This window comes from Alteromonas sp. (genome assembly GCF_984505615.1).
In genome coordinates this window covers 14,894-34,239 of the sequence record NZ_CFHOXV010000012.1, presented here as the reverse complement: position 1 = coordinate 34,239, position 19,346 = coordinate 14,894, and the positions used below count along the sequence as shown (strand labels likewise).

Annotated in this window: 20 protein-coding genes; 12 read left to right on the top strand and 8 right to left on the bottom strand. The window is 49.7% G+C overall.

Translation table 11 applies throughout. From position 1 onward, the window contains the following. Position 1: 1 nt before the first annotated feature. Positions 2-403 carry a PilZ domain-containing protein gene (locus AC4PME_RS09285; protein ID WP_232373373.1) on the bottom strand — a complete coding sequence of 134 codons (402 nt, stop codon included), beginning with the start codon at positions 401-403 and terminating at the stop codon, positions 2-4. 143 nt (positions 404-546) lie between these two features. Next, positions 547-2,220 (bottom strand): energy-dependent translational throttle protein EttA, encoded by a 1,674-nt coding sequence (ettA, locus tag AC4PME_RS09280; protein WP_119501932.1) that lies wholly within the window; start codon positions 2,218-2,220, stop codon positions 547-549. A gap of 219 nt (positions 2,221-2,439) precedes the next feature. Here ettA and lpxD point away from each other — a divergent pair, with 219 nt between their 5' ends. The 10 genes from lpxD (at position 2,440) to AC4PME_RS09230 (ending at position 10,923) form a co-directional block, all read left to right on the top strand. After that, the gene (lpxD, locus tag AC4PME_RS09275) at positions 2,440-3,477 is read left to right on the top strand and encodes a UDP-3-O-(3-hydroxymyristoyl)glucosamine N-acyltransferase (protein ID WP_491046167.1); all 1,038 of its coding nucleotides are present in this window, start codon (positions 2,440-2,442) and stop codon (positions 3,475-3,477) included. Between the two features lie 193 nt (positions 3,478-3,670). Continuing rightward, positions 3,671-4,927 (top strand): serine hydroxymethyltransferase, encoded by a 1,257-nt coding sequence (glyA, locus tag AC4PME_RS09270; RefSeq protein ID WP_491046168.1) that lies wholly within the window; start codon positions 3,671-3,673, stop codon positions 4,925-4,927. 102 nt (positions 4,928-5,029) lie between these two features. Next, positions 5,030-5,479, top strand: coding sequence for a transcriptional regulator NrdR (gene nrdR / locus AC4PME_RS09265; protein ID WP_119501929.1), 450 nt, complete (start codon positions 5,030-5,032; stop codon positions 5,477-5,479). 8 nt (positions 5,480-5,487) lie between these two features. Next, positions 5,488-6,609 (top strand): bifunctional diaminohydroxyphosphoribosylaminopyrimidine deaminase/5-amino-6-(5-phosphoribosylamino)uracil reductase RibD, encoded by a 1,122-nt coding sequence (ribD, locus tag AC4PME_RS09260; RefSeq protein ID WP_119501928.1) that lies wholly within the window; start codon positions 5,488-5,490, stop codon positions 6,607-6,609. Positions 6,610-6,630: 21 nt separating this feature from the next. Then, positions 6,631-7,296: a riboflavin synthase gene (locus tag AC4PME_RS09255; protein WP_119501927.1), complete on the top strand. Its 666-nt coding sequence runs from the start codon at positions 6,631-6,633 to the stop codon at positions 7,294-7,296. Between the two features lie 18 nt (positions 7,297-7,314). Beyond that, complete coding sequence (gene ribBA, locus AC4PME_RS09250) at positions 7,315-8,415, top strand: bifunctional 3,4-dihydroxy-2-butanone-4-phosphate synthase/GTP cyclohydrolase II (protein ID WP_119501926.1); 1,101 nt, start codon at positions 7,315-7,317, stop codon at positions 8,413-8,415. An 85-nt stretch (positions 8,416-8,500) separates the two neighbouring features. Continuing rightward, positions 8,501-8,974 (top strand): 6,7-dimethyl-8-ribityllumazine synthase, encoded by a 474-nt coding sequence (ribH, locus tag AC4PME_RS09245; protein WP_119501925.1) that lies wholly within the window; start codon positions 8,501-8,503, stop codon positions 8,972-8,974. Positions 8,975-8,985: 11 nt separating this feature from the next. After that, positions 8,986-9,405, top strand: coding sequence for a transcription antitermination factor NusB (nusB, locus tag AC4PME_RS09240; protein WP_119501924.1), 420 nt, complete (start codon positions 8,986-8,988; stop codon positions 9,403-9,405). A gap of 61 nt (positions 9,406-9,466) precedes the next feature. Further along, complete coding sequence (gene thiL, locus AC4PME_RS09235; protein WP_119501923.1) at positions 9,467-10,432, top strand: thiamine-phosphate kinase; 966 nt, start codon at positions 9,467-9,469, stop codon at positions 10,430-10,432. Then, on the top strand, positions 10,432-10,923 hold the full coding sequence (locus tag AC4PME_RS09230; RefSeq protein ID WP_491046169.1) for a phosphatidylglycerophosphatase A family protein: 492 nt from the start codon (positions 10,432-10,434) through the stop codon (positions 10,921-10,923). The genes thiL and AC4PME_RS09230 overlap by 1 nt, the downstream gene beginning before the upstream one ends. A gap of 78 nt (positions 10,924-11,001) precedes the next feature. Here the strand turns inward: AC4PME_RS09230 and dxs are convergent, their stop codons facing one another. The 3 genes from dxs to xseB are packed head-to-tail and all read right to left on the bottom strand — an operon-like array spanning position 11,002 to position 14,090. Next, on the bottom strand, positions 11,002-12,867 hold the full coding sequence (gene dxs / locus AC4PME_RS09225; protein ID WP_491046170.1) for a 1-deoxy-D-xylulose-5-phosphate synthase: 1,866 nt from the start codon (positions 12,865-12,867) through the stop codon (positions 11,002-11,004). 32 nt (positions 12,868-12,899) lie between these two features. Continuing rightward, positions 12,900-13,793, bottom strand: coding sequence for a farnesyl diphosphate synthase (locus AC4PME_RS09220; RefSeq protein WP_119501920.1), 894 nt, complete (start codon positions 13,791-13,793; stop codon positions 12,900-12,902). Positions 13,794-13,844: 51 nt separating this feature from the next. After that, positions 13,845-14,090: an exodeoxyribonuclease VII small subunit gene (gene xseB, locus AC4PME_RS09215; protein ID WP_491046171.1), complete on the bottom strand. Its 246-nt coding sequence runs from the start codon at positions 14,088-14,090 to the stop codon at positions 13,845-13,847. Between the two features lie 236 nt (positions 14,091-14,326). Here xseB and pomA point away from each other — a divergent pair, with 236 nt between their 5' ends. Together pomA and AC4PME_RS09205 are read left to right on the top strand one after the other, a co-directional pair. Beyond that, positions 14,327-15,088, top strand: coding sequence for a flagellar motor protein PomA (gene pomA / locus AC4PME_RS09210; RefSeq protein WP_119501918.1), 762 nt, complete (start codon positions 14,327-14,329; stop codon positions 15,086-15,088). 6 nt (positions 15,089-15,094) lie between these two features. Beyond that, positions 15,095-16,021, top strand: a complete 927-nt coding sequence (locus AC4PME_RS09205; protein ID WP_491046172.1) for a flagellar motor protein MotB — start codon at positions 15,095-15,097, stop codon at positions 16,019-16,021. 31 nt (positions 16,022-16,052) lie between these two features. Here the strand turns inward: AC4PME_RS09205 and AC4PME_RS09200 are convergent, their stop codons facing one another. From AC4PME_RS09200 to AC4PME_RS09190, 3 genes are read right to left on the bottom strand one after another with little or no spacing between them, the layout of a single operon-like run. Beyond that, positions 16,053-17,312: a class I SAM-dependent methyltransferase gene (locus tag AC4PME_RS09200; protein ID WP_491046173.1), complete on the bottom strand. Its 1,260-nt coding sequence runs from the start codon at positions 17,310-17,312 to the stop codon at positions 16,053-16,055. Continuing rightward, on the bottom strand, positions 17,312-18,073 hold the full coding sequence (locus tag AC4PME_RS09195; RefSeq protein WP_491046174.1) for a DUF1365 domain-containing protein: 762 nt from the start codon (positions 18,071-18,073) through the stop codon (positions 17,312-17,314). The genes AC4PME_RS09200 and AC4PME_RS09195 overlap by 1 nt, the downstream gene beginning before the upstream one ends. Next, positions 18,070-19,341 carry an NAD(P)/FAD-dependent oxidoreductase gene (locus AC4PME_RS09190; protein ID WP_491046175.1) on the bottom strand — a complete coding sequence of 424 codons (1,272 nt, stop codon included), beginning with the start codon at positions 19,339-19,341 and terminating at the stop codon, positions 18,070-18,072. The genes AC4PME_RS09195 and AC4PME_RS09190 overlap by 4 nt, the downstream gene beginning before the upstream one ends. Positions 19,342-19,346 lie beyond the last annotated feature (5 nt).

Sequence of the window (19,346 nt, the reverse complement as noted above, 5' to 3'; positions counted from 1 at the left end):
TTCAGTTGCCGGGATAGACTGCATTAAGCAGGGCGTCCATGTCTTTTTCGCTCAGCGCATCGTCGCCGCTGTTCAGGTTGATCAGGCGGCGCAGTTCGGCCAGACATTCCACATCGATGTGATCGACTTTACAGCCGATATAAATGACGCCGGCTTTTTGCGGAGACTGGCGGTAAAGCTGGATCAGATACAGTGTCATTAACGGACTGTCGGGATTTGCTTTAAACATCACAGTGTAAGGGTCGTGACTGTCGAAGGGCAACATGTCCAGCATGGCTTCTGCAGCGCTGAGGCGCAGGCCCTGCAGTGATACATCCTCAACAGTAACAGGTATGCTGTTACCGTGGAGACTGAGCTCTCCCGGTACCTTTAAATCTACACGCTGAAACTGTCGTTTATCCACAATTGTTCTTCCTGATAACTTACCCCTTAATTATTAGTGTAAACAACGGGGTAAGGTCAACCTGATCGTTCAAATTAATCCTGCGAAAGCCGGAAAATTAATCAACCAGATAGTAAAAGCCCCGCAAATGCGGGGCCTGTGTATTACTTCTTCGCCATACGCTTATATTTCAGGCGGTGCGGCTCTACCACATCCTGTCCGAAGTTTTCTTTCAGCCAGGTTTCGTAGTCGGTGTAGTTACCTTCAAAGAAGTTAACTTTACCTTCATCGCGGTAGTCAATGATATGCGTGGCTACGCGGTCGAGGAACCAGCGATCGTGCGAGATAACCATGGCACAGCCGGGGAATTCCAATAAGGCATTTTCCAGTGCCCGCAGGGTTTCAACGTCCAAATCGTTGGTCGGTTCATCGAGCAGCAACACGTTGCCGCCGGCTTTCAGCAATTTGGCCAGGTGAACACGGTTGCGCTCACCACCGGACAGATCGCCGATGAATTTTTGCTGGTCGCTGCCACGGAAGTTAAAGCGGCTGCAGTAAGCGCGGCTGTTAATTTCAAAGTTACCGATGCGGATAATGTCAGAATCGTCAGAGATTTCTTTCCACACGGTATTCTTGTCATTCATGTGGTCACGGAACTGCTCCACACTGGCCAGATGAACGGTATCACCAATAACCACTTCACCTTCGTCCGGCTGCTCCTGCCCTGAAATCATTTTGAACAGGGTAGATTTACCGGCACCGTTAGGACCGATAATACCGACGATAGCGCCTTTCGGTACCACGAAGTCCATATCATCGATAAGTACACGGTCACCGTAAGCTTTTTTAAGGTGTTTTACTTCAATGACTTTATCGCCCAGGCGCTCACCCGGTGGAATGAACAGCTCATTGGTTTCGTTACGCTTCTGGTAATCAGACGTGGACATTTCTTCAAAGCGGGCCATACGTGCTTTAGATTTGGCGTGACGGCCTTTCGGGTTCGAGCGCACCCACTCCAGTTCCTGCTTCATAGATTTCACGCGGGCATTTTCAGTGCGTTCTTCCTGGGCAAGACGGGCTTCTTTCTGTTCCAGCCAGGAAGAATAGTTACCTTCCCACGGAATACCGTGGCCACGGTCGAGTTCCAGGATCCAGCCGGCAACGTTATCAAGGAAATAACGGTCGTGGGTAATGGCTACTACGGTACCTTCATAGTCGTGAAGGAAGCGTTCCAGCCAGGCAACAGATTCTGCGTCTAAGTGGTTAGTCGGTTCGTCAAGCAGCAGCATATCCGGCTTCTCAAGCAGCAGGCGGCATAGTGCTACACGGCGGCGTTCACCACCGGACAGTTTGGAAACATCGGCGTCCCATGGCGGCAGACGCAGGGCATCCGCAGCACGTTCCAGGGCGTTGTCCAGGTTATGACCATCCTTCGCCTGAATAATCGCTTCCAGTTCACCCTGTTCCTTTGCCAGCGCATCAAAATCGGCGTCTGCTTCGGCGTAGGCGGCATACACTTCATCAAGACGGGTAAGGGCGTGTTTTACGTCAGCAACCGCTTCTTCGATGTTGCCGCGAACGTCTTTGGACTCGTCCAGTTTAGGTTCCTGTGGCAGGTAACCAATGTTGATACCCGGTTGCGGGCGGGCTTCACCTTCTATTTCGGTGTCCACGCCGGCCATGATGCGGAGCAGGGTAGATTTACCCGCACCGTTGAGACCCAGTACGCCGATTTTGGCGCCAGGGAAAAAGCTCAGAGAGATATCTTTTAAAATATGACGGTTGGGTGGCACAATTTTGCCAACCCTGTGCATGGAATATACGTATTGTGATGACATGTTCCGAACAGTGTCCTTGCTTCAATATAAGTAAATGATATGCCATCTATTGTACTCGCTTTGTCCTCAATCTGACCAGTAAAGCCAGCAGTGATTTTCAATAATGGGTTAATTTTGAACGTTTACATGGCGGATGGCAGGAAATTAATGGTGAGGGTCAGGACGAATCCGCGATTTTGCATTACCATACACACAGGAAATTGACTAACAGGTTAAGCTATGACGGCACACGCAAAACGCACATACACTTTAACTGAGCTGGCTGACCACGTGGGTGGCAGTGTGGCGGGTGATGAAACCCGTATCAACGAAACAAAGCTGAGTGGTGTGGGCACTCTGGCCGGGTCGAAAGGCCACCAGATTTCATTTCTGACCAACGTAAAATACAAGTCGCAACTGGCTGATACGGCCGCCGGAGCGGTGATTCTGAATGAGAAAATGCTGGACGACTGCCCGGTTCCTGCGCTGGTTCACAGTAATCCCCACGCAGCCTTTGCCCGCATAGCCCAGTTGTTCGACACCACACCTGAGGTGGCATCCGGTATCGCTGAAACAGCCGTTGTGGCTTCTTCTGCCACGCTGGGAACCAATGTGTCGCTGGGTCACAATGTCATTATTGAAGATAATGTCATGCTGGGTGATAACGTTAGAATCGGCGCAAATACCGTGATTGGTAAAGGCACGAAAATTGGTGAGGGTTCGACAATTTATCCCAACGTCACCGTGTATCACGATATTGTGATTGGTAAGCGGGTGACTATTCACAGCCAGACCGTTATTGGTGCGGCAGGTTTTGGATACGCAAACGACCAAGGAACATGGCTGCCCATTCCGCAAACCGGCAGTGTGCAGATTGGTGATGATTCCCAAATTGGTGCTTCAAGCAGCATCGACCGTGGCGCTATGGAAGATACCATCATCGGTAAGAATGTGATTATCGATAACCAGGTACAGGTAGGACACAACTGTATCATTGGTGATCACTCCTGTATTTGCGGCGCTACAGGCATTGCAGGCAGTTGTCATATCGGCAAATACGTCATACTTGGCGGAGGCTGTGGTGTGAATGGACATATCAGCATTTGCGATAATGTGCAGGTAACCGGTTATACCATGATTGTGCAGGATATTACCGAGTCCGGCGTTTATTCATCCGGTCAGCCGGCCATGAAAAACCGCGACTGGCGTAAAGTGACTGTACGGACCCGTCAGATCGATGATCTCTTTAACCGTGTGAAAGCGCTGGAAAAAGGTTAAATCTTTCTGAATTGTAATTAAACGTTATATATGGCCGCAGGCCGCGGCGTATAAGCGACAGGGCAGTGTTAAGAAATGCTGCCGCTGCGGATATAAACGAAACGGGCATAAAGCAGTATACATGCGGCTTAAAATGACTAAAATATGCCCCTCATTTTTTAGCTGTCCATAAAACGCAGAGTAAGGAGCCTTCATGTTACCTCGCGATATGACTATTGCGGATTACGATCCGGAACTGGCAGATGCCATGGCCAAAGAAGCTGAGCGTCAGGAGCATCACATTGAGCTCATCGCATCAGAAAACTATTGCAGTCCACGTGTCATGGAGGCGCAAGGCTCTCAGTTAACGAATAAGTACGCAGAAGGTTATCCCGGTAAGCGTTACTATGGTGGTTGTGAGCATGTAGACGTGGTAGAGCAACTGGCGATTGACCGTGCTAAGCAACTGTTTGGTGCTGAGTACGCCAACGTTCAGCCCCACGCAGGCTCTCAGGCCAACGCTGCTGCGTTTATGGCTCTAATTAATGCCGGTGATACTGTTCTGGGTATGAGTCTGTCTGAAGGCGGTCACTTAACTCACGGTTCTCACGTAAACTTCTCAGGTAAAACCTACAATGCGGTACAGTATGGTCTGAATGAAGAAACCGGCGAAATCGATTACGAGCAGGTTGAAGCACTGGCCTTAGAGCACAAGCCTAAGATGATTATCGGTGGTTTCTCTGCCTATTCAAAAGTGGTTGACTGGGCCCGTTTCCGTGAGATCGCAGACAAAATAGGTGCGTACCTGCTGGTCGACATGGCACACGTTGCCGGTCTGATTGCTGCCGGTGTATATCCGAGCCCGCTGGCTCACGCACACGTAGTGACTACCACGACTCACAAAACCCTTGCGGGTCCACGTAGTGGTCTGATCCTGTCTGCCTGTGGCGACGAAGACATCTACAAGAAGCTGAACAGTTCTGTATTCCCGGGCAACCAGGGTGGTCCTCTGTGTCACGTTATTGCAGCTAAAGCGGTAGCGTTCAAAGAAGCCCTTCAGCCTGAATTTAAAGAATATCAGCAGCAGGTTGTTAAAAACGCAAAAGCCATGGTTGAAGTGGTACTGGAGCGTGGTTACGACGTAGTGTCAGGCGGTACTGAAAATCACCTGTTCCTGCTGGATCTGATTAAGAAAGATATCACAGGTAAAGACGCTGATGCCGCGCTTGGCCGTGCAAACATCACTGTAAACAAAAACTCTGTACCAAAAGATCCACGTTCACCGTTCGTGACCAGTGGTCTGCGTATCGGTAGTCCGGCGATTACCCGTCGTGGCTTTAAAGAAGAGCAGGCGAAACAGGTTGCGACCTGGATCTGCGACATTCTGGACAACATGGGTGATGAAAGTGTTGTTGAGCGTGTTAAAGGTGAAGTTGTAGAACTGTGTAAAGCATTCCCGGTTTACGGGTAAGCCGCTTTATCAGTATGAAATTCCCCGCTCTTAGTTAGTAAGAGTTGATGCCGTCAGAGCAGCCTGTGCTGCCTGGCGGCTTTGTTGTTAAAAGGACCTGCTATGTTTTGCCCGTTTTGTTCGGCACAGGAAACCAAAGTTATCGATTCCCGTCTGGTGGCAGAAGGGCATCAGGTACGTCGCCGTCGCGAATGTGTTATCTGTCACGAGCGCTTTACTACCTTTGAAAGTGCTGAATTAGTGATGCCGAGAGTCATTAAACGGGATGGTTCCAGAGAGCCGTTCAATGAAGATAAGCTACGCGCCGGGTTGCAGCGGGCACTGGAAAAGCGCCCTGTGAGCACGGAGAAAGTGGAAGAAGTGATTTTGTCGCTGAAGTCTGCATTGCGTGCTACCGGTGAACGGGAAGTTTCCAGTGAATTCCTCGGTAATCTGATTATGGATGCACTGAAGGTGCTCGACAAAGTCGCATATGTGCGGTTTGCGTCAGTGTACCGTTCATTTGAAGATATTCGTGAGTTTGGTGAGGAAATTGCCCGTTTAGGAGACTGATAACCGCCATGAAAACCACGTCAGTTGTTTCCATTTCTCAGGACTACGCCTGGATGGCGAAAGCCATCAGACTGGCCACGCAGGGTCAGTTCACCACATCTCCGAATCCCCGTGTCGGTTGCATTATTCTTGACAGTAACGGCGACTTAGCTGGACAGGGTTACCATATACAGGCCGGCACACCCCATGCGGAAGTGCATGCTCTTCGTGAAGCAGGCGATAAGGCCCGTGGCGGTACGGCTTATGTCACACTTGAGCCCTGCAGTCACTTCGGGCGAACACCTCCCTGCGCCGATGCGTTAGTGGAGGCTGGTGTCAGCCGGGTGGTTATCGCCATGACTGATCCGAACCCTCAGGTGAGCGGCCGGGGTATAAAAAAACTTCAGGATGCCGGCATTGATGTGGTGTCTGATGTTCTGGCGGCCGAATCGGCAGCATTGAACCCCGGATTTATCAAACGCATGATATCAGGCAAACCGCGGGTAACGGTGAAACTGGGTATCAGTCTTGATGGCAAAATAGCCTTGTCTAACGGCGTCAGCCAGTGGATCACCAGTGCTGAATCCCGCCGCGATGTGCAATTACACCGTGCTGCCAGTTGTGCCATTTTAACCGGCAGTGGCACTGCACTGGCCGACAATCCGTCTTTGCTGGTCAGGGAAAATGAAGCCAACTTTTCTGATTACCCTGTCTCGCCGGTAAGGCAGCCGCTCAGGGTCGTGATAGACAGCCACAACCGGTTGCCGGACGATTTGCAATTATTCACAGACGGACATAAAACCCTGCGGGTAACCGGTCAGCCAGTTGCGCCGCAAACCAGTGTCCCGGCACTGGCCGTATCTATGCGTGGCAATTACATAGACCTGTCTCAGCTCATGGAGAAGCTGGGAGAAAGACAAATTAATGATGTGTGGGTGGAAGCCGGCCCGGGTCTTGCCGGTGCATTGTTTACTGCCGGTGAAGTTGACCGGCTTGTGGTGTATCAGGCGTCCAAACTGTTAGGTGACAAAGCACAAAGCATGCTCACGCTGGATGAATTTGTGTCGCTGGATGAAACGCCGGTACTGTCACTGACTGACGTACGGCAAACCGGCCCTGATATCCGCTTGTCATACGATATAATTAAGTAACGCTTTTGTAGAGGGTATACGATGTTTACCGGAATTATTCAGGCCCTGGGGACGATTCAGTCTCTTGATCACCGGGGCGAAGACATCAAGCTGACTGTGTCGTCAGAAAAGCTGGATATGTCTGATGTGGCCCTTGGCGACAGTATTGCCACAAACGGTGTCTGTCTCACAGTAACCGACTTCGGTACAGATTATTATTGTGCTGACGTGTCAGCCGAAACCATCCGTTACACCGGTTTTGCCAATTATAAACCCGGCAGTACCGTGAATCTGGAAAAAGCCATGCGCCCCACAGATCGCTTCGGTGGTCATATTGTATCCGGCCATGTGGACGGCGTTGGTGAAGTAAAAAAGATTGTTAAACACAGCACTTACATTGAAATCTGGATTTCTGCCCCCACTGAGTTAGCAAAGTATATTGCCCATAAAGGCAGTATCACGGTGGACGGCGTCAGCCTGACTGTGAATGAGGTGGATGGCAATGAATTAATGTTGTGGATCATCCCTCACACCCTTCAGGAAACGGTGATCGGCACGTATAAAGCCGGCAGCCGGGTCAATCTGGAAGTAGACGTGGTTGCCCGCTATCTGGAACGCCTGATGATGGGTGACAAGGCAGCAGAAAAGACCACCAAAAAAGACATTAGTATGGCCTTCCTGGCCGAAAATGGTTTTCTTAGAAAATAACCCTACATAAGTGAAATTATGGCACTCAACACCACAGCTGAAATAATTGAAGATATCCGTCAGGGTAAAATGGTTATCCTGATGGACGATGAAGATCGCGAGAATGAAGGCGATATCATCATGGCCGCTGAGCATGTGACGCCGGAAGCGATTAACTTTATGGTTACTCATGCCCGCGGCCTGGTATGCCTGCCCATGACGCAGGAGCGCTGTGAACGTTTGAATTTACCGCTGATGGTAGATAAAAACGGCGCACAATTTCATACCGCCTTTACCGTTTCCATTGAAGCAGCCCGTGGCGTAACCACCGGTATTTCTGCTGCAGACCGCGCGACCACGATTCTGGCCGCGGTAGGTAAAGATGCTAAAGCAACTGACATTGTGCAGCCGGGCCACATTTTTCCGTTAATTGCTAAAGAAGGCGGTGTGCTGAACCGTGCAGGTCATACCGAAGCAAGCGTCGATCTTGCCCGTCTTGGTGGCTGTGAGCCAGCTGCTGTTATTGTCGAGATCCTCAATGAAGACGGCACCATGGCCCGTCGTCCTGAGCTCGAAAAATTCGCCGAAAAATACGATATAAAAATCGGCACAATTGCGGATCTGATTGAATATCGCAATCTGAACGAAACCACTATAGAGAAAGTTGCCCAGTGCAGCCTGCCTACGGAATATGGTGAGTTTGAACTGCATACCTTTAAAGATGTTATCGATAATCAGATTCACTTTGCGCTGAAGAAAGGTGACATTGACCCGGAAACACCTACACTTGTGCGTGTTCACTTGCATAATACTCTGAGCGATTTACTGGGTTCTACCCGCGCGATAAACCGCACCATGACCTTACCTGATGCCATGAAGCGCATTGCAGACGAAGGTGGTGTGCTGGTGGTGCTGGGTAAAGAAGAAGACCTGGAAGGGCAGGTCAGACAATTTGCTGCAGAAGACCGCGGTGAAAAGCCTGAAGGAAAAACCTGGACCGGTTCGTCACGTACAGTAGGTGTTGGCAGTCAGATTCTGGCGACTATGGGCGTCAAAAAAATGCGTTTGCTCAGCAAGCCGGTCAAATACCACGCGTTGTCCGGCTTCGGACTGGATGTGGTGGAATACATTCATAATTAGTTCCCGTGTAATTCGTGAACATTCGATTTAGTTTGCGCGCAGTTATGCTATACTGCGCGCCGTTTTTTCATAGGGGTGGAATACCATGCAGGTAATTGAAGGTAATATTCGCGCGACAGGCAAGAAATTCGCGATTGTTGTGTCACGTTTCAACAGTTTTGTTGTAGAAAGCTTGCTTGAAGGTGCGCTGGATACGTTAGAGCGTCACGGTGAAGTCAGCGACAATGACATCACACTGGTTCGCGTGCCGGGTGCATATGAATTACCTGTAGCAGCAAAAAAACTGGCAGAAAAAGGCCAGTTCGATGCGATTATCGCTTTAGGTGCGGTGATCCGCGGTGGTACGCCTCACTTTGATTTTGTTGCCGGTGAGTGTAACAAAGGTCTGGCGCAGGTATCACTGGAGTATGGTATTCCGGTTTCTTTCGGTGTTATCACTACAGATTCTATCGAACAGGCTATTGAGCGTTCCGGTACCAAAGCGGGGAACAAAGGTGCAGAAGCTGCACTGGGTGCCCTTGAGATGGTGAACGTTGTTTCAGCGCTTAACGATCTTTAACCGGGGGTTACGTGAAAGTATCCGCACGTCATAAAGCCAGAGAACTTGCCCTTCAGGGTGTTTATTCATGGCAAATGAGCAAGAACGATATCGCCCAGGTGGAGTTATCACTTGCGACCAGTAACGATATGCAGAAAGTCGACATGGTGTATTTCCAGGCCATGTTGCGCGGTGTTGCGGAAAATGCAGAAGCATTAGACGTAAAAATTAAGCCATACCTTGGCCGTTTACCGGAAGAACTGGATCCTATCGAAAAAGCGATTCTGCGTATTGCTACCTATGAATTAACTGAGCGCATGGACGTGCCTTATCGCGTAATTATTAACGAAGCCATTGAACTTGCTAAATCTTTTGGTGCCGAAGAAAGCCATAAGTTTATCAATGGTGCGTTAGATAAAGCGGTGAAGACGTTACGTCAGCACGAGCGTTAACAGCGATCTATTTACGTACCTGTACGTAATGACACGACGACACTGAATTAACCGGTAAAACGTGAAAGAATTTGATCTTATTGGCCGTTACTTTGCAAATGGCGGCCATCAACGAAAAGACGTAATCGTCGGCATCGGTGATGACTGTGCTGTTACGTCTGTTCCTGCAAATCAGCAGCTCGCCATTACCACTGATACACTGGTGTCCGGCGTGCATTTCCTTAAAGATGCGCCTGCCAGATCCGTAGCCTATAAAGCAGTTGCTGTTAATCTCAGCGATCTCGCCGCAATGGGTGCAGAGCCAGCCTGGATTTCTCTTTCCCTGTCTATGTCTCATGTGGACGAAGCCTGGATGGAAGAATTTGCCAGTGGCCTGTATGAGCTCACCAGATACTATTCTGTGCAGCTCATTGGCGGTGATACGGTACGCGGTCCTCTGGCGATGACTATCACTGCACAGGGTTTCATTCCTCCTGAAGCTGCATTGAAGCGCAGCACGGCGAGACCCGGCGACTGGATATATGTTACCGGCACTACCGGTGATGCCGGCGCGGGTCTGGATATTCTCAAAGGGTCACGTGAAGCCAAAGAGGAAGACAGGGAGTTTCTGGTTAAACGTCATTTGTATCCCACTCCGCGTGTAGCTGTCGGAGCGGCACTGCGACGCATTGCCTCTTCCTGTATTGATGTGTCAGACGGCCTGCTGGCTGATTTAAATCACATTCTGAAAGCATCAAATTGCGGTGCAACTTTGCACGTAGACCGCTTACCCGTGTCTTCGGCCTTGTTCAATTGTGTGGGTGCACAGGATGCCTACCGATATGCGCTGACTGCCGGTGATGATTATGAACTGGTGTTCACTGTAAACGAAGAGCAGCGTGGCAATCTGGAAACGTCTCTGGCCAGCACAGGTGTAAAGGCTACCTGTATCGGTCAGGTAACGGGGCAGGCAGGCAAAACAGACTTAAAATTGTATGACGAGCCGTATCAACTGAAAGACGTTGCGGGCTACGAGCACGATTTTTAATGCAACCTGAGTACCGTGCCAGAGTATCAATGAAAAATCCGGTGCATTTTTGTGCACTGGGCTTTGGCTCCGGTCTGATCCCGTTGATGCCGGGGACGTTTGGTTCTCTGGCAGCGATTCCCTTAATTCTGCTCCTTGCGCCGGCCGGTAACGTTATTTTTATAACGGCGACGATATTGAGCAGCATCGCCGGCGTGTACTTTTGCGGTAAAACTGCCACAGATATGGGCGTTCATGATCACGGCTCCATTGTCTGGGATGAAGTGGCCGGTATGCTTCTCACTTTTCTGTTTGTTCCGCTGAGTATGTCTACGCTTATAGCCGGTTTCGTGTTATTCCGCATTTTTGACATTTTGAAGCCCTGGCCTATCGGACCGGTTGATAAAACGGTTCACGGGGGACTTGGCATCATGCTGGATGATATTCTTGCGGGGATCATGGCTTGTGTGTGCCTGCATGGTCTCATATGGCTGGTTCCCGCTATAGGTTAACTCACTGCTTATCGAATAAAAAAGCCGTTCTGTGTGAAGCAGAACGGTTTTTTCGTTTATCTTTTACAGTAACCTTTCTCAGTCGGCAAAATACGACTTTACCTGACGGATAATACCGGCGGTGTCGAGACCATGTTCAGCATACATTTCCTGCTGGGTACCCTGCAAAATGAAGCTGTCAGGAAGACCAAGATGGAGTGTGTGCATTCTTTGCTTCGCAGATTGCAGATATTCTGTTACTGCAGAACCGGCACCGCCCATGATACAGCCATCTTCCAGGGTCACTATGCCTTCGTGCTCCTTGCAGATTTCATCTATAACCGCTGTATCCAGAGGTTTAACAAAACGCATATCAACCACTGTGGCATCGAGAGATTCAGCAGCTTCCTCTGCATATGGTAGCAATGTACCGAAATTCAAAATAGCAAGCTTGTTACCTTTACGAAGCGTACGTGACTGGCCTAACGGGATTTCAGTCATGCTTTGCTGCGGCGTGATGCCTTTCCCCGCACCACGTGGATAACGCACAGCAGCAGGCTTCTGCGCCTTATGACCGGTATAAAGCATCTGACGACATTCATCTTCATCAGCAGGGGTCATAATGATCATGTTAGGAATACAGCGTAAAAACGCTATATCAAATACGCCCTGGTGAGTTGGACCGTCGGCACCAACCACACCGGCGCGGTCGATGGCAAACAGCACAGGTAAGTCTTGCAGCGCCACGTCATGGATCAACTGATCGTAAGCCCTTTGCAAAAAGGTAGAGTAAATGGCAACAACGGCGTTATACCCTTCTTTGGCAAGACCGGCACCGAAGGTCACAGCGTGCTGTTCTGCTATGGCCACATCAAAATATTGTTCAGGGAACTGCTGGGAAAACTTCACCATGCCAGATCCTTCACGCATGGCAGGGGTAATAGCCATGAGTTTGGGATCCTGAGCCGCCATATCGCACAACCACTGGCCGAAAATGGCCGAAAACGTGGGGGCTGAAGGTGCAGATTTAGGCAGGGCGTTATCTTCCGGATTAAATTTTGGAACAGCGTGGAATTTTATCGGATCCTGTTCCGCTACCGGGTAGCCTTTCCCTTTTCGTGTAACTACGTGCAGGATGTGCGGGCCTGAGAACTGACGCATGTTGCGCAGGGTATCGACCATGCCATTAACATCATGGCCGTCAATGGGACCAATGTAATTAAACCCGAGCTCTTCAAAAATAGTGCCCGGCACTACCATGCCTTTGATGTGCTCTTCTGCACGGCTGGCAAACTCTTTAATCGGCGGAACATTACTCAGCAGCTTTTTACCGCCATCGCGGATTTTATTGAAAAAGTTACCGGTAAGCAGACGGGCCAGGTGACTGTTCAGTGCACCGACATTTTCCGAGATAGACATCTCATTGTCGTTAAGTACCACCACCAGGTCTTTGTTTATGTCCCCGGCATGGTTCAACGCTTCAAACGCCATACCTGCTGTCATCGCACCGTCGCCGATAACAGCAACCACTTTACGGTCTTTGCCTTCTTTATCTGCTGCGACAGCCATACCCAGTGCGGCGCTGATGGATGTAGACGAGTGACCGACAGCAAAGGTGTCGTACTCACTTTCCGGGGGCCACGGGAACGGGTGCAGACCATTTTTTTGTCGGATCGTCGACATGCGGCCGGCACGGCCGGTCAAAATTTTATGCGGGTAAGCCTGATGGCCAACATCCCACAATAAACGGTCGAATGGGGTGTTATACACATAGTGTAAAGCCACGGTCAGTTCTACTGTGCCAAGGCCGGAAGCAAAATGGCCACTGGTCTGACTAACTGAAGCCAGTAAAAACTGTCGCAACTCATCAGCCAGTTCACGGAGTTTTTCCTGTGGCAGCTTTCTGAGTTCATCCGGCGTCAGTGCCTGTGCCAGAACAGGATAGTGCGTTAATTCTAAACTCATTGTTATCGTTTCATTATGTTGTTTAGCATAAATCAGTATGTCCGTTTTACCATCAGGTCCGTAAACTCAGACAGCAATCCGGTATTGTAGGGCAAACTGTCTAAAGCTTGAAGGGCACTGGCATGAAGACGGTTTAATTCAGCCTTCGCCTGTGCCATTCCCAGTAATGCCGGAAACGTATTTTTGCCAAGTTCAATATCGGAACCCTGCGGTTTGCCGGTGACTTCGGCATCACCTTCCACATCCAGAATGTCATCCTGAATTTGAAAGGCCAGTCCCATGTCTCCCGCGTAACCCGTCAGTGCTTCCCGGTGCTCCGGTTTAAGATCACTGCAAAGTACCGTAATCATTTCCGCGCAGGCCTGCAGCAATGCGCCGGTTTTAAGGCGATGCAGGCGGGTAAGGGACGCAATGTCTATCGTGGAACCGGTAGCTGCAAGGTCTATCGCCTGGCCACCGCACATGCCGGCGTATCCAGAGGCTCTGGCAAGAATACTGACCAGTTTTGCGCGCTGACCATTGGCGAAGTCGCTCATGGGAGCATCAGCAAGAATACTGAACGCCAGGGTTTGCAAGGCATCTCCGGCAAGGATAGCCGTCGCCTCATCAAACTGAATGTGACAGGTGGGCTTTCCGCGGCGAAGATCGTCATCGTCCATTGCCGGCAGGTCGTCATGAGCCAGAGAATAAGCATGAATGCATTCTATCGCCATGCTCACTGCGGCCTGATCCTGACCGGGAATATCCAGTGTGTTACCTATGATATGTACCAGTAACGGACGCATACGTTTGCCACCGGCAAGGAGCGCATATTCCATGGCTGCGCGAAGTTGTGGTGCGTGATCAGGAAGTGCGGCAACGAGGCGCAGCAAGCTTTCGTCAGTGTCGTGCTTAATCTTCTGACGTAAGCTGTCAATATTTGTCATGAATTACCTGTATAACAAGGTGGAGCGGAGCGGTCTCTCCGCCAGATTTTATCAGTCTTCAGAAGGGGTGAAATCAACCAGCGTTTGTTCACCTTGCTCAGCGAGCAATATTTTGACTTTCTGTTCTGCCTGCGCGAGAGTCTGTTGACTCAGACGGGATAATTTTACGCCACGTTCGAATTTTTCTAAAGCTTCATTCAGCGGCAATTCTCCCGATTCCATTTCCGTCACGATGGCTTCAAGTTCTGCCAGTGATGCTTCAAAAGAGGGCGCAGATGGCGTTTTTTCTGTGGTCACGTCGGATATCCGGTGCAGTTTTAATGATAATCGCGCACATTAACCGGGCAGGCACGCGGGGTCAATTGGTTTGTCCTGTTCCTGTGTGGTCAAACGGCGGGTATCTCTCTGGTTTTATTGACGATACCTAATAATCAGCATTCATCTGGTAATCTTGTATTTTGATTATAGAATTCATAATACCGGCCGATAGAGTTAATGGCATCGCGATAAGAGAGTTTTTTGAGGAGCAATAAGTGGATTTAGCAACCGTCATAGGCATGTTAGGTGGTATCGGCTTTATTGTCATGGCCATGATCCTGGGTGGGGATTTGGGCATGTTCGTCGATGTTGCCTCAGTGCTCATTGTATTCTGTGGTTCTATCTTCGTAGTGATGTCTCAGTTTACGCTGGGTCAGTTTTTCGGTGCCGGTAAAGTGGCCGGCAAAGCATTCATGTTCAAAATCGATCCGCCGGAAGTGCTGATTGAAAAAATCGTTGAAATGGCAGATGCGGCCCGTAAAGGCGGGTTTCTCGCACTGGAAGAAGCCGAAATCGATAATGCCTTTATGCAAAAGGGCGTAGATATGCTGGTAGATGGCCACGACATTGAAGTGGTCAGAGAAACGCTGAAAAAAGATATTCAGATGACCACTGAGCGCCATGAGTTCGGTGGTTCAATTTTTAAAGGTCTGGCCGATGTTGCGCCGGCGATGGGGATGATCGGTACACTGGTTGGTCTGGTTGCCATGTTATCAAATATGGATGATCCTAAATCAATCGGTCCTGCCATGGCGGTAGCACTTTTAACAACACTTTACGGCGCCTTCCTGGCAAACGTTATCTGTTTGCCGATTGCCGCTAAACTGGAAAACCGTAAAGAGGAAGAGAAACTGAATCAGTCTCTGGTCCTTGACGGTATCGTCGGTATTGCTGACGGTCAAAACCCGAAAGTCATTGAGGGGATTTTGAAAAACTACATCGCTGCCGGCAAACGTGGCGGCGGGGACGAGGAGTAATCTGCTATGTCAGATGAATGCCCTAAATGTCCCCCTCCCGGCCTGCCGGCGTGGATGGGGACGTTCGCTGACCTGATGTCTCTGTTGATGTGCTTCTTCGTTCTGTTGCTGTCTTTCTCGGAAATGGATGTACTGAAATTTAAGCAAATCGCCGGCTCCATGAAGTTTGCCTTCGGCGTGCAGAATAAAATTGAAGTTAAAGACATTCCCAAAGGAACCAGTGTTATCGCGATGGAGTTTCGCCCGGGCCGTCCGGATCCGACGCCTATTGAAACCATTCAGCAGCAAACCATCGATATGACTCAGCCAACGCTGGAGTTTCAGGCAGGGGATGAGGACTCATCCGGTGGCCGGCAAACACAACGCGGGTCCCAGCGTGGTGGTCAGGCTCAGCAAACTGCATCAGATTCTGCGGCTTCATCATCAAAAAGCTCTGACAAAGAGCAGGATAACGAAATGATGAAGAAGGTGGCTGAACAACTGCAAAAAGAAGTGGCGGACGGCTCTATTGAAATGGAGTCTTTGGGTCAGCAACTGACTATCCGGATCAGAGAAAACGGCTCATTTTCCGCCGGTTCGGCATTTTTGCAGCCTCAGTTTAAGCCCGTGTTGAGAAAAATTGGCACTTTACTCGCAGAAATGCCCGGTGAAATAGAAATTTCAGGACACAGTGACGGCCAGCATATTGCCAATGAGCTGTACCGCTCTAACTGGGATTTGTCTGCACAACGCGCTGTGGCCGTGGCGGAAGAGATCCGCAAAGCGCCGGGATTTGATGAGTCACGCATGTCCGTGACCGGTCTGGCTGACACTAAACCTCTGGTTGAAAACGCAGCCACTGCTGACGACCGTGCCCGCAACCGCCGGGTAGAAATTAACATCAATCAGGGCAAACCGTTATTGTCTGAACCTATTTCGGTGCTGGAAGAATAGCAGGGCGGGAGAAGGGCGCAGCGCTAAAGCGCTACGCTCCCCGTTGTATTGTGTCTCTGAAGTGAGGTTTTGACAGGACCAGCTGAACTGTGGAGATAGTCCGTTCCAGAAATCCGCCTTCGCAATATTTAAGATAGTAAGTCCACATGCGCATGAAGCGCTCGTCATAACCATCCTGCATCAGCGGCTCTTTGGCATTGATGAAAGCTTTGTACCAGTGATCCAGCGTCCTGGCATAATCCAGCCCGATATCCTGTAAATCTCTTACAGATAAATCACTGAAACGTTTGAGGTAGTCGTTGATAACCAGCTGCGAGGGCAGAAACCCGCCCGGGAAAATATATTTCTGAATAAAATCCACACTTTTGCTGTAGCTGTCGTAACGACGGTCATCAATGACAATAGACTGCAATAACATCAAACCATCGTCTTTCAGTAGGGAGGCACATTTATCAAAAAAGTTGCCCAGGTAACGTTTACCTACAGCTTCAATCATCTCGATGGACACCAGTTTGTCATACTGGCCTTCAAGGGTCCGGTAATCCTGTTTTAGCAGGGTGATTCTGTCACTCAGATTTTCTCTTTCTATCCAGGCTGCAGCGTAAGCATGTTGCTCTTCAGAGATGGTTGTGGTGGTGACTTTGCAGCCATAGTGCTTTGCTGCATAAACAGCCAGGCCGCCCCAGCCGGTGCCGATTTCCATCAGGTGATCTGACGGTTTCAACTGTAATTTGTCACAGATTGTTTTCAGTTTGTGAGTCTGGGCATCGCTCAGCGAAGCATTAGGATCCGGATAAATAGCCGAAGAGTACATCATGGTCTGATCAAGGAACCGCGTGTATAGCTTGTTGCCTAAATCATAATGGGCTTCAATATTTTTCTTCGCCTGACTTTCGGTATTACGGCGTAAGAAATGCTGTACCTTCTGGAGAGGGAGCACCAGCAGACGGAATTTCTCTTCCCACTTGTCCAGTACGGGTAAGTTACGGGCGAACACTCTGATCACAGAAGTCAGGTCCGGGCTGGTCCATAATCCGTCAGTGTAAGTTTCACCTGATGCCACACTGCCGCCAAACAGCAAATGACGGTAAGCTTTTACGTTGAGTATGTTTACATCAGCCTTAAGCTCACTTTCCGGATCGCCAAATTGGGCTACGGTAGTGCCATGTTCTTTGATTGTCATGTGACCTTCGGGTAACAGTGACAACACTTTAAAAAATGCACTTCTGCAAGCGCGGTCAATACTGCTGGCTTCCTGCTGAAATATAAAAGTGGATTCGCCGTGTGACATTATCTCGGTTCCTGACTTTTAGGGTGATCGTAAATTGGCGCGCGCTTGATAAATAATTTCAGTGCCTGCCAATAGATACCGGCTACGGTTTTTATTGTCATACTGGGTATACGTCTCAGTGTAGAGCGCAGATTCTCATTATTAAGTGAAATTCTTGTCATGTTTACGCCGGCTACAAAATCCTTTTTCTCCGTGTGACAGGCCAGGGATAAGGAAAAGCGCTCACCCGGCGGCGTTATCTGCCATTTATAGGTCATCTCCAGCGGGTTGAATGGCGACACATGGAATGCTTTTTCCGTATCCTGTTGGCTGGCCATATCGACCAGATAATAATGTCTTTCATTCCAGGGTGTATTGCTGACTTCAGCCATCATGTGAGTATAGATGCCTGAGGCAGGGTGCCGTAAAAAATAGAAATTTACCGGACTGAAGTACATGCCAAGGGTGCGCAACTGGCCGAGAAAGTAAACATCACCGTCGAGTTCAGCTCCCTTGTTCAGTGACGTCATTTTAGACTTTACCGCAGTTTCAAGGGGCACGCTGGCGTCGCCGCAATAATCGGGGCGGTAGAAGCGGGTGAAATTTCTGCTGTGTACGGAAAACCACTTAAGTGATTCACCGAGACTGTCTGCTTCCGACAGTTTCAGCCAGAACAAAGCGATATCGTATTCAAACTTGTGTTCCACCGGCCTGAACCGCTGGTGGAACGTTTTGCCCAGGTAGATGCCGCTTTCTGTCTGAGAAATGTCTTGCTGACTCACAAAGTTGCTCCGAAGCGTTCGCACACATCCAGAGCGCTTCTGACGCCATCTTCGTGAAATCCGTTGTACCAGTAAGCGCCGCAAAAATGCAGACCGTCTTTCCCGCAGATTTCGCCGCGCCGCTGCTGGGCTGCGACCATGGGCGCACTGTATTGAGGATGAGCGTAATCGTAGCGTCGCAGAATTTTTGCCGGATCAATGGCAGCAGTATTATTGAGCGTGACGCAAAAGGTCACCGGTGCGGTGTCGAAACGCTGCAATATGTTCATATTATAGGTAACAGCTGCCGGGGCATGATTTTCTTCAGGTGTTTCTTTCAGGCGGTAGTTCCAGCTTGCCCATGCCAGCTTTCTTTCGGGTAGCTGAGTGGTATCCATGTGCAGCACGACTTCATTTTTAGCATAAGGGATCGCACTGAGAATGGCGGATTGTGAGGGCGTAGGCTCAGCCAGCATGGCCAGCGCCTGATCTGAGTGGCAGGCGAAGATAACCTCATCATATTGCTCAGGTTCCTGACCACCTGCCGTTACCTGCCAGCCGTTACCGTTTTTTTCTACCCGTGAAACCGGTGTCGACAACTTTATATTGTCTGCAAACCCTTTTGTCAGCTTAGGAATATAGCTGTGAGAACCGTCTATCAGGGTGTACCACTGGGGGCGGTTAGTGACGTTAAGCAGACCATGGTTATTGAAGAACTGCAGGAAGAAGGCCAGGGGAAATTGCTTCGTTTGCTCCAGACTGGCAGACCATATTGCCGCACACATTGGCAAAATATAGTAATTAGCGAATTCGTCACTGAGCCCGAGAGACTTGATATAGTCGAAAAGTGTGATGTCGAAATCACTTTGTTGATTTTCCGCAGCGCGTTCTTTGCAGGCTTTGTTGAATGCCAAAATATCACGTACGATCCGCCAGAACCGTGGTCTGAAGAGGTTACGTCGTTGTGCAAACAGAGTATTCAGGTTGTTTCCGTTATACTCAAGGCCGGTTTTTTCGCTGCGGACGGAGAAGCTCATCTCCGTGGGCTGCCGCCGGACCCCCAATTTGTCCATTAATTTTATAAAGCGGGGGTAAGTCCAGTCATTGAAAACGATGAAGCCCGTATCCACGGGCCACTGTCTGCCTTTTACGTCTATTAATTTTGTTGCCGTGTGTCCGCCAATATAATCGTTGGCGTCGTACACAGTGATCTGATGTTCTTTGTGCAATAAATATCCGCACGTAAGTCCGGAAATCCCTGTTCCGATAATCGCAATTCGCCGTTGCATTATTC

Excerpts from the sequence above, each read along its gene's own strand:
- ettA (WP_119501932.1), bottom strand. The coding sequence starts at position 2,220 with ATGTCATCACAATACGTATATTCCATGCACAGGGTTGGCAAAATTGTG.
- lpxD (WP_491046167.1), top strand. The coding sequence starts at position 2,440 with ATGACGGCACACGCAAAACGCACATACACTTTAACTGAGCTGGCTGAC.
- glyA (WP_491046168.1), top strand. The coding sequence starts at position 3,671 with ATGTTACCTCGCGATATGACTATTGCGGATTACGATCCGGAACTGGCA.
- nrdR (WP_119501929.1), top strand. The coding sequence starts at position 5,030 with ATGTTTTGCCCGTTTTGTTCGGCACAGGAAACCAAAGTTATCGATTCC.
- ribD (WP_119501928.1), top strand. The coding sequence starts at position 5,488 with ATGAAAACCACGTCAGTTGTTTCCATTTCTCAGGACTACGCCTGGATG.
- AC4PME_RS09255 (WP_119501927.1), top strand. The coding sequence starts at position 6,631 with ATGTTTACCGGAATTATTCAGGCCCTGGGGACGATTCAGTCTCTTGAT.
- ribBA (WP_119501926.1), top strand. The coding sequence starts at position 7,315 with ATGGCACTCAACACCACAGCTGAAATAATTGAAGATATCCGTCAGGGT.
- ribH (WP_119501925.1), top strand. The coding sequence starts at position 8,501 with ATGCAGGTAATTGAAGGTAATATTCGCGCGACAGGCAAGAAATTCGCG.
- AC4PME_RS09230 (WP_491046169.1), top strand. The coding sequence starts at position 10,432 with ATGCAACCTGAGTACCGTGCCAGAGTATCAATGAAAAATCCGGTGCAT.
- dxs (WP_491046170.1), bottom strand. The coding sequence starts at position 12,867 with ATGAGTTTAGAATTAACGCACTATCCTGTTCTGGCACAGGCACTGACG.
- AC4PME_RS09220 (WP_119501920.1), bottom strand. The coding sequence starts at position 13,793 with ATGACAAATATTGACAGCTTACGTCAGAAGATTAAGCACGACACTGAC.
- AC4PME_RS09205 (WP_491046172.1), top strand. The coding sequence starts at position 15,095 with ATGTCAGATGAATGCCCTAAATGTCCCCCTCCCGGCCTGCCGGCGTGG.
- AC4PME_RS09200 (WP_491046173.1), bottom strand. The coding sequence starts at position 17,312 with ATGTCACACGGCGAATCCACTTTTATATTTCAGCAGGAAGCCAGCAGT.
- AC4PME_RS09190 (WP_491046175.1), bottom strand. The coding sequence starts at position 19,341 with ATGCAACGGCGAATTGCGATTATCGGAACAGGGATTTCCGGACTTACG.